This window comes from Chitinophaga agri (assembly GCF_010093065.1).
Classification (GTDB): Bacteria; Bacteroidota; Bacteroidia; order Chitinophagales; family Chitinophagaceae; genus Chitinophaga; species Chitinophaga agri.
The window spans coordinates 1,404,983-1,418,573 of sequence record NZ_CP048113.1; the positions used below are offsets into that span (position 1 = coordinate 1,404,983).

The following is a 13,591-nucleotide window of genomic DNA, read 5'->3' on the forward strand; positions in this document are numbered from 1 at the left end:
CTAACGTATTACTGTGATATAATTAACAAACCGTTCGGAGTCATTCACGATGACAATTACATAGTAAGTACCATCCGGAATATTTTCTCCGAAGTGCAGGCCGGTGTTACAACGGCCATCCCACTCGTTATTGTAGTTCACATTCTTATAGACAACGTTACCCCAACGGTTGTATACTTCCAGGCTAATCTTATCATTACCGGCATTACCGATCACGAACCGGTCGTTCTTGCCGTCACCATTTGGAGAGAAGCCCTGTGGTATGCGGATTTTAGTCGGATTGAGAACTACCGGTGTCACTTCATTTTCAGAAGGATCCGCATTACCATCCGGATCAGCATTGAGGCCATTAGTGGAAACGTCAGTCACTCCGGTGTTGGTGGCAGCGGACGTTGCATTCACGGTGGCGCTGTTGTTAAAGGAACCGAACTGTTTATTCGCGTTGACATTCACACTGAACCTGATAGTATCACTTGCACCTATTGCCAGGGTACTACCGTCTCCCAGTAACGTACTGATCGTACTACCGTTGTACTGATTATTTGGTCTGAGGCCGCCGGTAGTGATCACATCACCTGTTATCTGGAAGGTAGCTGGTGACGGGAAGGTATTTTGCAGATTATCTTCTACCTGCACGTCATTCATCACTTCGTTACCCAGGTTCGTCACGACGAATGTGTAAGTGACGGTATAGTTACCATTGATTTCCAGTACAGGTTCCGCTGCTGACTTCGCGAGACCGATCACAGGTCTGTCGTTCAAACCTGATACATTAAAGATCACAATACCGGTATCACACAGACTTGGCGTACCATTATCACATACCCTGTAGATCAGGGTATCCAGACCGGAGAAGTCTCTGTTTGGAGAGTAGTTGAAGCTACCATCCGCATTCACGACGATCACACCGTGTCTGGTTGCCGTGATCAGGCTCACGGTCAGCGGATCATTTTCAGGATCACTGATCATAGCGCTTACACTACCGGCTTCAGGAGTATTGATCTCAACACGGATTGTTTCTGTCCTTGCTACCGGCGGATCATTCACTGGCAGGATAGTGATGCGTATTACAGCGGTGTCACAACGTGACGGCACACCATTGTCACATACCTGGTAGATGACACTGTCTGCACCGTTGTAGTTTGTTTCCGGTGTATAGGTGTAGCTACCGTCCGCATTCAGTGTAATAGTACCATGTGCAGGACCCGTAACAACAGCAGCAGTCAGCACATTACTTTCAGGATCACTGTCGTTGGTCAGGACATTGCCGGTTGCGGTTTCGTCCTCATTGATCGTTACCGCATCATTTACGGCTACTGGCGCTTCATTGCCAGGAACGACCGTGATCCTTATAATAGCAGTATCACATTGGTTATCGGTATCACAGATCCTGTAGACCATACTATCGAGACCTTCGTAATCCGGATTTGGCGTATAAGTGAACGTGCCATCTGCATTGAAGATCACCGTACCATTTACTGGCGGTGTTACCAGCGAAGCCGTCAGCTGATCACCATCCGGATCATAGTCATTGGTGAGTGCATTACCCTCTGTCGGAGTATCTTCCGTTACGGTCAGGTAATCGGCCTCTGCGATCGGCGCATCATAACCGGGTACGATAGTCAGTATGATCAATGCTGTATCACACATACTTGGCGTACCATTATCACATATGCGGTATACGACCGTATCCATACCATTGTAATCTTTGCCTGGCGTATAAGTGAAGCTGCCGTCCGGATTCAGTACGATCGTACCGTGCGCTGGTCCTGTTACGACACTTGCCGTCAGATCATCATCTTCGATATCACTATCGTTAGTGAGGACGTTGCCTGTCGCCGTCATGTCTTCTGTTACAGTAATAATGTCATTAACGGCTACTGGTGCGTCATTTACTGCGATGATATTAAATCTTACAACGGCTGTGTCACACAGGACTGGTGTGCCGTTATCACATATGCGGTATACGAGGCTATCAGCTCCGAAGTAGTTTGTATTTGGTGTGTAAATGAAGCTACCGTCTGCGTTCAGTACCACGGTGCCGTTTACAGGTGCTGTTACTACGCTGGCTGTCAGATTATCGCCGTCAGGATCGCTGTCGTTGGTCAGGATGTTACCGGTTGCTGGTATACCTTCCGTCACTTCGAATATGTCATCTATAGCTACTGGTTTGTCATTGACAGGCGTTACTGTCATCCGGAGGATCGCTGTGTCACACAGACTTGGCGTGCCGTTATCACATACGCGGTATACAAGGCTATCCAGACCGCTGAAGTTTGCGTTTGGAGTGTAGGTGAAGCTACCGTCTGCGTTCAGCACTACTGTTCCATTTACTGGTGCGGTTACCAGGCTGGCGCTTAATCCATCTCCTTCTGGATCCGTGTCATTGGTCAGGACGTTACCTGTGCCGATCTGGTCTTCCACTACAGTCAGGGCATCATCCATTGCTACTGGCGCATCGTTCGCTGGCGTCACTGTGATCCGCAGGATCGCTGTATCACACAGACTTGGAACACCGTTATCACATACACGATATACCAGGCTATCCAGGCCGCTGTAGTTTGCGTTTGGAGTATATGTGAAGCTACCGTCTGCGTTCAGTACTACTGTTCCATTCACTGGTCCTGTTACTAGGCTTGCAGTCAGCGCATCTCCTTCTGGATCCGTGTCATTGGTCAGGACGTTACCTGTGCCAGTCTGGTCTTCTACTACGGTTACTGCATCGCCTACTGCCACTGGCGCATCGTTTGCCGGTGTCACTGTGATCCGAAGGATCGCTGTGTCACACAGACTTGGAACACCGTTATCACATACGCGATATACCAGGCTGTCAAGGCCGCTGTAGTTTGCGTTTGGTGTATATGTGAAACTACCATCAGCGTTCAGGACTACCGTGCCATTCACTGGCGCGGTTACCAGGCTGGCTGTAAGCGCATCTCCTTCTGGATCGGTGTCATTGGTCAGGAGGTTACCTGTACCAATTTGATCTTCTACTATAGTTATTGCATCATCCACTGCGACTGGCGCATCGTTCGCTGGGGTCACTGTGATCCGAAGGATCGCTGTGTCACACAGACTTGGCGTACCGTTATCACATACGCGGTATACAAGGCTATCCAGACCGCTGAAGTTTGCGTTTGGAGTGTAGGTGAAGCTACCGTCTGCGTTCAGCACTACTGTTCCATTTACTGGTGCGGTTACCAGGCTGGCGCTTAATCCATCTCCTTCTGGATCCGGGTCATTGGTCAGGACGTTACCTGTGCCGATCTGGTCTTCCACTACAGTCAGGGCATCATCCATTGCTACTGGCGCATCGTTCGCTGGCGTCACTGTGATCCGCAGGATCGCTGTATCACACAGACTTGGAACACCGTTATCACATACGCGATATACCAGGCTATCCAGGCCGCTGTAGTTTGCGTTTGGAGTATATGTGAAGCTACCGTCTGCGTTCAGTACTACTGTTCCATTCACTGGTCCTGTTACTAGGCTTGCAGTCAGCGCATCTCCTTCTGGATCCGTGTCATTGGTCAGGACGTTACCTGTGCCAGTCTGGTCTTCTACTACGGTTACTGCATCGCCTACTGCCACTGGCGCATCGTTTGCCGGTGTCACTGTGATCCGAAGGATCGCTGTGTCACACAGACTTGGAACACCGTTATCACATACGCGATATACCAGGCTGTCAAGGCCGCTGTAGTTTGCGTTTGGTGTATATGTGAAACTACCATCAGCGTTCAGGACTACCGTTCCATTCACTGGTGCGGTTACCAGGCTTGCAGTCAGCGCATCTCCTTCTGGATCACTATCATTGGTCAGGACGTTACCTGTACCGATCTGGTCTTCCACTACGGTTACGGCATCATCCACTGCGACTGGTACATCGTTCGCTGGGGTCACGGTGATCCGAAGGATCGCTGTGTCACACAGACTTGGCGCGCCATTATCACATACGCGGTATACAAGGCTGTCAAGACCACTGTAGTTTGCACTTGGTGTGTAGGTGAAGCTACCATCTGCGTTCAGAACTACTGTTCCATTCACTGGTGCGGTTACCAGGCTTGCAGTCAGCGCATCTCCTTCTGGATCGGTATCATTGGTCAGGACGTTACCTGTACCGATCTGGTCTTCCACTACGGTTACGGCATCGTCTACTGCGACTGGCGCATCGTTCGCTGGGGTCACTGTGATCCGAAGGATCGCTGTGTCACACAGGCTTGGCGCGCCATTATCACATATGCGGTATACAAGGCTATCCAGACCACTGTAGTTTGCGTTCGGAGTGTATGTGAAGCTACCATCTGCGTTCAGCACTACTGTGCCGTTTACTGGTGCCGTTACCAGGCTTGCGCTTAATCCGTCTCCTTCTGGATCCGTGTCATTGGTCAGGACGTTACCCGTGCCGATCTGGTCTTCTACTACAGTGAGGGCATCATCCACTGCTACTGGGGCATCGTTCGCTGGGGTCACTGTGATCCGAAGGATCGCTGTGTCACACAGGCTTGGCGTACCGTTGTCACATACGCGGTATACAAGGCTGTCAAGACCGCTGTAGTTTGCATTCGGAGTGTATGTGAAGCTTCCATCAGCATTCAGCACTACTGTGCCGTTCACTGGAGCCGTTACCAGGCTTGCGCTTAATCCGTCTCCTTCTGGATCGGTGTCATTGGTCAGGACGTTACCAGTGCCAGTCTGGTCTTCCACTACAGTCAGGGCATCATCTACTGCCACTGGCGCATCGTTCGCTGGGGTTACGGTGATCCGCAGGATCGCTGTGTCACACAGACTTGGGGTGCCATTATCACATACGCGGTATACGAGGCTGTCAAGACCACTGTAGTTTGCACTTGGTGTGTAGGTGAAGCTACCATCTGCGTTCAGCACTACTGTTCCATTCACTGGTCCTGTTACCAGGCTTGCAGTCAGCGCATCTCCTTCTGGATCACTATCATTGGTCAGGACGTTACCTGCGCCAATTTGATCTTCTACTATAGTTATTGCATCATCCACTGCGACTGGTGCATCGTTCGCTGGAGTCACTGTGATCCGAAGGATTGCTGTGTCACACAGGCTTGGCGTGCCGTTATCACATACTTGATATACAAGGCTGTCAAGACCGCTGTAGTTTGCATTCGGAGTATATGTGAAACTACCATCAGCGTTCAGGACTACTGTTCCATTCAATGGTGCGGTTACTAGGCTGGCACTTAATCCGTCTCCTTCTGGATCGGCGTCATTGGTCAGGACGTTACCGGTGCCAGTCTGATCTTCCACTACAGTCAGGGCATCATCTACTGCCACTGGCGCATCGTTCGCTGGAGTCACTGTGATCCGCAGGATCGCTGTGTCACACAGACTTGGCGCGCCATTATCACATACGCGGTATACAAGGCTGTCAAGACCACTGTAGTTTGCACTTGGTGTGTAGGTGAAGCTACCATCTGCGTTCAGAACTACTGTTCCATTCACTGGTGCGGTTACCAGGCTTGCAGTCAGCGCATCTCCTTCTGGATCGGTATCATTGGTCAGGACGTTACCTGTACCGATCTGGTCTTCCACTACGGTTACGGCATCGTCTACTGCGACTGGCGCATCGTTCGCTGGGGTCACTGTGATCCGAAGGATCGCTGTGTCACACAGGCTTGGCGCGCCATTATCACATACGCGGTATACAAGGCTATCCAGACCACTGTAGTTTGCGTTCGGAGTGTATGTGAAGCTACCATCTGCGTTCAGCACTACTGTGCCGTTTACTGGTGCCGTTACCAGGCTTGCGCTTAATCCGTCTCCTTCTGGATCCGTGTCATTGGTCAGGACGTTACCCGTGCCGATCTGGTCTTCTACTACAGTGAGGGCATCATCCACTGCTACTGGGGCATCGTTCGCTGGGGTCACTGTGATCCGAAGGATCGCTGTGTCACACAGGCTTGGCGTACCGTTGTCACATACGCGGTATACAAGGCTGTCAAGACCGCTGTAGTTTGCATTCGGAGTGTATGTGAAGCTTCCATCAGCATTCAGCACTACTGTGCCGTTCACTGGAGCCGTTACCAGGCTTGCGCTTAATCCGTCTCCTTCTGGATCGGTGTCATTGGTCAGGACGTTACCAGTGCCAGTCTGGTCTTCCACTACAGTCAGGGCATCATCTACTGCCACTGGCGCATCGTTCGCTGGGGTTACGGTGATCCGCAGGATCGCTGTGTCACACAGACTTGGGGTGCCATTATCACATACGCGGTATACAAGGCTGTCAAGACCACTGTAGTTTGCACTTGGTGTGTAGGTGAAGCTACCATCTGCGTTCAGCACTACTGTTCCATTCACTGGTCCTGTTACCAGGCTTGCAGTCAGCGCATCTCCTTCTGGATCACTATCATTGGTCAGGACGTTACCTGCGCCAATTTGATCTTCTACTATAGTTATTGCATCATCCACTGCGACTGGTGCATCGTTCGCTGGAGTCACTGTGATCCGAAGGATTGCTGTGTCACACAGGCTTGGCGTGCCGTTATCACATACTTGATATACAAGGCTGTCCAGACCGCTGTAGTTTGCACTTGGTGTGTAGGTGAAGCTTCCATCAGCATTCAGCACTACTGTGCCGTTCACTGGAGCCGTTACCAGGCTTGCGCTTAATCCGTCTCCTTCTGGATCGGTGTCATTGGTCAGGACGTTACCAGTGCCAGTCTGGTCTTCCACTACAGTCAGGGCATCATCTACTGCCACTGGCGCATCGTTCGCTGGGGTTACGGTGATCCGCAGGATCGCTGTGTCACACAGACTTGGGGTGCCATTATCACATACGCGGTATACAAGGCTGTCAAGACCACTGTAGTTTGCACTTGGTGTGTAGGTGAAGCTACCATCTGCGTTCAGCACTACTGTTCCATTCACTGGTCCTGTTACCAGGCTTGCAGTCAGCGCATCTCCTTCTGGATCACTATCATTGGTCAGGACGTTACCTGCGCCAATTTGATCTTCTACTATAGTTATTGCATCATCCACTGCGACTGGTGCATCGTTCGCTGGAGTCACTGTGATCCGAAGGATTGCTGTGTCACACAGGCTTGGCGTGCCGTTATCACATACTTGATATACAAGGCTGTCCAGACCGCTGTAGTTTGCATTCGGTGTGTATGTGAAGCTACCATCTGCGTTCAGCACTACTGTGCCGTTTACTGGTGCCGTTACCAGGCTTGCGTTTAATCCGTCTCCTTCTGGATCCGTGTCATTGGTCAGGACGTTACCTGTGCCAGTCTGATCTTCTACTACAGTGAGGGCATCATCCATTGCGACTGGTACATCGTTCGCTGGGGTCACTGTGATCCGAAGGATCGCTGTGTCACACAGGCTTGGCGCACCATTATCACATACGCGGTATACAAGGCTGTCAAGACCACTGTAGTTTGCGTTCGGAGTGTATGTGAAGCTACCGTCAGCATTCAGCACTGCTGTGCCATTAACCGGAGCGGTAACCAGGCTGGCAGTCAGCGCATCTCCTTCTGGATCGGTGTCATTGGTCAGGACATTGCCTGTACCGATCTGGTCTTCCACTACGGTTACTGCATCATCTACTGCCACTGGCGCATCGTTTGCCGGTGTTATTGTGATCCGCAAGATCGCTGTGTCACACAGGCTTGGCGCACCATTATCACATACGCGATATATAAGGCTGTCAAGGCCGCTGTAGTTTGCGTTTGGAGTATATGTGAAATTACCATCAGCGTTCAGGACTACTGTTCCATTCACTGGTGCGGTTACTAGGCTGGCACTTAATCCGTCTCCTTCTGGATCGGCGTCATTGGTCAGGACGTTACCTGTGCCAGTCTGATCTTCCACTACAGTCAGGGCATCATCTACTGCCACTGGCGCATCGTTCGCTGGAGTCACTGTGATCCGCAGGATCGCTGTGTCACAAAGGCTTGGTGTACCGTTATCACATACGCGATATACCAGGCTGTCAAGGCCGCTGTAGTTTGCGTTTGGTGTATATGTGAAACTACCATCAGCGTTCAGGACTACCGTGCCATTCACTGGCGCGGTTACCAGGCTGGCTGTAAGCGCATCTCCTTCTGGATCGGTGTCATTGGTCAGGAGGTTACCTGTACCAATTTGATCTTCTACTATAGTTATTGCATCATCCACTGCGACTGGCGCATCGTTCGCTGGCGTCACTGTGATCCGAAGGATCGCTGTGTCACACTGGCTTGGAACACCGTTATCACATACGCGGTATACAAGACTATCCAGGCCGCTGTAGTTTGCACTTGGTGTGTAGGTGAAGCTACCATCGGCGTTCAGCACTACTGTTCCATTCACTGGTCCTCTTACCAGGCTTGCACTTAATCCGTCTCCTTCTGGATCGGCGTCATTGGTCAGGACGTTACCGGTGCCAGTCTGATCTTCTACTACAGTGAGGGCATCATCCACTGCTACTGGTGCATCGTTCGCTGGGGTTACGGTGATCCGCAGGATTGCTGTGTCACACAGGCTTGGCGTGCCGTTATCACATACTTGATATACAAGGCTGTCAAGACCACTGTAGTTTGCGTTCGGAGTGTATGTGAAGCTACCATCTGCGTTCAGGACTACTGTTCCATTCACTGGTGTTGTTACCAGGCTTGCAGTCAGCGCATCTCCTTCTGGATCGGTGTCATTAGTCAGGACGTTACCGGTGCCAGTCTGATCTTCTACTACAGTGAGGGCATCATCTACGGCTGCCGGTGCATCGTTAGCTGGGGTTACGGTGATCCGAAGGATCGCTGTGTCACACAGACTTGGAACACCATTGTCACATACTTGATAAACTAGGCTATCCAAGCCGCTGTAATTTGCGTTCGGAGTGTATGTGAAGCTACCATCAGCGTTCAGGACTACTGTTCCATTCACTGGTGCGGTTACTAGGCTGGCACTTAATACATCCCCTTCTGGATCACTATCATTGGTCAGGACATTATCTGTGCCGACCTGGTCTTCCACGACAGTCAGGGCATCATCCATTGCTACTGGCGCATCGTTCGCTGGGGTCACTGTGATCCGAAGGATCGCTGTGTCACACAGACTTGGCGTACCGTTGTCACATACGCGGTATACAAGGCTATCCAGGCCGCTGTAGTTTGCATTCGGTGTGTAGGTGAAGCTACCATCAGCGTTCAGAACTACTGTTCCATTCACTGGTGCGGTTACCAGGCTTGCAGTCAGCGCATCTCCTTCTGGATCACTATCATTGGTCAGGACGTTACCTGTGCCGATCTGGTCTTCCACGACAGTCAGGGCATCATCCACTGCTACTGGCGCATCGTTCGCTGGCGTCACTGTGATCCGCAGAATCGCTGTGTCACACAGACTTGGAACACCATTGTCACATACTTGATAAACTAGGCTATCCAAGCCGCTGTAGTTTGCGTTCGGAGTGTATGTGAAGCTACCATCAGCGTTCAGGACTACTGTTCCATTCACTGGTGCGGTTACTAGGCTGGCACTTAATACATCCCCTTCTGGATCACTATCATTGGTCAGGACATTACCTGTGCCGACCTGGTCTTCCACTACAGTCAGGGCATCATCTACTGCCACTGGCGCATCGTTCGCTGGCGTCACTGTGATCCGCAGGTTCGCTGTGTCACACAGGCTTGGCGCACCATTATCACATACGCGATATACAAGGCTGTCAAGACCACTGTAGTTTGCATTCGGAGTATATGTGAAACTACCATCTGCGTTCAGCACTACTGTGCCATTCACTGGTGCGGTAACCAGGCTTGCAGTCAGCGCATCTCCTTCTGGATCCGTGTCATTGGTCAGGACGTTAACTGTGCCGATCTGGTCTTCCACTACAGTCAGGGCATCATCCACTGCTACTGGCGCATCGTTCGCTGGTGTTACAGTGATCCGAAGGATCGCTGTGTCACAAAGGCTTGGCGTACCGTTGTCACATACGCGGTATACAAGGCTATCCAGGCCGCTGTAGTTTGCATTCGGAGTGTATGTGAAGCTACCGTCTGCGTTCAGCACTACTGTTCCATTTACTGGTGCGGTTACCAGGCTGGCGCTTAATCCATCTCCTTCTGGATCCGTGTCATTGGTCAGGACGTTACCTGTGCCAATTTGATCTTCTACTACAGTTACGGCATCGCCTACTGCTACTGGCGCATCGTTTGCCGGAGCCACTGTGATCCGAAGGATCGCTGTGTCACAAAGGCTTGGCGCGCCATTATCACATACGCGGTATACAAGGCTATCCAGACCGCTGTAGTTTGCATTCGGTGTGTAGGTGAAGCTACCATCTGCGTTCAGGACTACTGTGCCATTAACTGGAGCCGTTACCAGGCTTGCGATTAATCCGTCTCCTTCTGGATCCGTGTCATTTGTCAGGACGTTACCGGTGCCGATCTGGTCTTCTACTACGGTTACGGCATCATCTATTGCTACTGGTGCATCGTTTGCTGGTGTTACGGTGATCCGAAGGATCGCTGTGTCACACAGGCTTGGCGCACCATTATCACATACGCGATATACAAGGCTGTCAAGACCACTGTAGTTTGCATTCGGAGTATATGTGAAACTACCATCTGCGTTCAGCACTACTGTGCCATTCACTGGTGCGGTAACCAGGCTTGCAGTCAGCGCATCTCCTTCTGGATCCGTGTCATTGGTCAGGACGTTAACTGTGCCGATCTGGTCTTCCACGACAGTCAGGGCATCATCCACTGCTACTGGCGCATCGTTCGCTGGCATCACTGTGATCCGAAGGATCGCTGTGTCACACAGGCTTGGCGTACCGTTGTCACATACGCGGTATACAAGGCTATCCAGACCGCTGTAGTTTGCATTCGGAGTGTAGGTGAAGCTACCGTCTGCGTTCAGCACTACTGTTCCATTTACTGGTGCGGTTACCAGGCTGGCGCTTAATCCATCTCCTTCTGGATCCGTGTCATTGGTCAGGACGTTACCTGTGCCAGTCTGGTCTTCTACTACAGTTACGGCATCGTCTACTGCTACTGGCGCATCGTTTGCCGGAGCCACTGTGATCCGAAGGATCGCTGTGTCACACAGGCTTGGAACACCGTTATCACATACTTGATATACAAGACTATCCAGGCCGCTGTAGTTTGCATTTGGTGTGTAGGTGAAGCTACCGTCTGCGTTCAATACTACTGTTCCATTCACTGGTCCTGTTACTAGGCTTGCAGTCAGCGCATCTCCTTCTGGATCGGTATCGTTGGTCAGGACGTTACCTGTGCCGATCTGGTCTTCCACTACAGTTATTGCATCATCCACTGCTACTGGCGCATCGTTAGCTGGAGTCACTGTGATCCGAAGGATCGCTGTGTCACACAGACTTGGGGTGCCATTATCACATACTTGATATGCCAGGCTATCCAGGCCGCCGAAGTTTGCATTTGGTGTGTAGGTGAAGCTACCGTCTGCGTTCAGGACTACTGTTCCATTCACTGGTGCGGTTACCAGGCTTGCAGTCAGCGCATCTCCTTCTGGATCGGTATCGTTGGTCAGGACGTTACCTGTGCCGATCTGGTCTTCCACTACAGTTATTGCATCATCCACTGCTACTGGCGCATCGTTCGCTGGAGTCACTGTGATCCGCAGGATCGCTGTGTCACACAGGCTTGGCGCACCATTATCACATACGCGGTATACAAGGCTGTCAAGACCACTGTAGTTTGCGTTCGGAGTGTATGTGAAGCTACCGTCAGCATTCAGCACTGCTGTGCCATTAACCGGAGCGGTAACCAGGCTTGCAGTCAGCGCATCTCCTTCTGGATCCGTGTCATTGGTCAGGACGTTACCTGTGCCGATCTGGTCTTCCACGACAGTCAGGGCATCATCCACTGCTACTGGCGCATCGTTCGCTGGCGTCACTGTGATCCGCAGAATCGCTGTGTCACACAGACTTGGAACACCATTGTCACATACTTGATAAACTAGGCTATCCAAGCCGCTGTAGTTTGCGTTCGAAGTGTATGTGAAGCTACCATCAGCGTTCAGGACTACTGTTCCATTCACTGGTGCGGTTACTAGGCTGGCACTTAATACATCCCCTTCTGGATCACTATCATTGGTCAGGACATTACCTGTGCCGACCTGGTCTTCCACTACAGTCAGGGCATCATCTACTGCCACTGGCGCATCGTTCGCTGGCGTCACTGTGATCCGCAGGTTCGCTGTGTCACACAGGCTTGGCGCACCATTATCACATACGCGATATACAAGGCTGTCAAGACCACTGTAGTTTGCATTCGGAGTATATGTGAAACTACCATCTGCGGTCAGCACTACTGTGCCATTCACTGGTGCGGTAACCAGGCTTGCAGTCAGCGCATCTCCTTCTGGATCCGTGTCATTGGTCAGGACGTTAACTGTGCCGATCTGGTCTTCCACTACAGTCAGGGCATCATCCACTGCTACTGGCGCATCGTTCGCTGGCGTCACTGTGATCCGAAGGATCGCTGTGTCACACAGGCTTGGCGTACCGTTGTCACATACGCGGTATACAAGGCTATCCAGGCCGCTGTAGTTTGCATTCGGAGTGTATGTGAAGCTACCGTCTGCGTTCAGCACTACTGTTCCATTTACTGGTGCGGTTACCAGGCTGGCGCTTAATCCATCTCCTTCTGGATCACTGTCATTGGTCAGGACGTTACCTGTGCCAATTTGATCTTCTACTACAGTTACGGCATCGCCTACTGCTACTGGCGCATCGTTTGCCGGAGCCACTGTGATCCGAAGGATCGCTGTGTCACACAGGCTTGGAACACCGTTATCACATACTTGATATACAAGACTATCCAGGCCGCTGTAGTTTGCATTTGGTGTGTAGGTGAAGCTACCGTCTGCGTTCAATACTACTGTTCCATTCACTGGTGCGGTAACCAGGCTTGCAGTCAGCGCATCTCCTTCTGGATCGGTATCGTTGGTCAGGACGTTACCTGTGCCGATCTGGTCTTCCACTACAGTTATTGCATCATCCACTGCTACTGGCGCATCGTTAGCTGGAGTCACTGTGATCCGAAGGATCGCTGTGTCACACAGACTTGGGGTGCCATTATCACATACTTGATATACCAGGCTATCCAGGCCGCCGAAGTTTGCATTTGGTGTGTAGGTGAAGCTACCGTCTGCGTTCAGGACTACTGTTCCATTCACTGGTCCTGTTACTAGGCTTGCAGTCAGCGCGTCTCCTTCTGGATCGGTATCATTGGTCAGGACGTTACCTGTACCGATCTGGTCTTCCACTACGGTTACTGCATCGTCTACTGCGACTGGCGCATCGTTCGCTGGGGTCGCTGTGATCCGAAGGATCGCTGTGTCACACAGGCTTGGCGTGCCGTTATCACATACTTGATATACAAGGCTGTCCAGACCGCTGTAGTTTGCATTCGGTCGGTAGGTGAAGCTACCATCTGCGTTCAGGACTACTGTTCCATTCACTGGAGCCGTTACCAGGCTTGCAGTCAGCGCATCTCCTTCCGGATCGATGTCATTAGTCAGAACGTTACCCGTGCCAATTTGATCTTCTACTACAGTGAGGGCATCATCTACGGCTGCCGGTGCATCGTTAGCTGGGGTCACT

General features: G+C 51.4%; 1 protein-coding gene (only partly in view). It reads right to left on the bottom strand.

The window, feature by feature from the left end; translation table 11 throughout:
• Nucleotides 1-13,591, bottom strand: partial view of an Ig-like domain-containing protein gene (locus GWR21_RS05315; RefSeq protein ID WP_162330734.1) — the end only. It continues 23,678 nt past the right edge of the window; 13,591 of the gene's 37,269 nt are visible here — the last part of the coding sequence; the start codon falls outside the window, past its right edge — the gene reads right to left on this strand; it ends in the stop codon at nucleotides 1-3.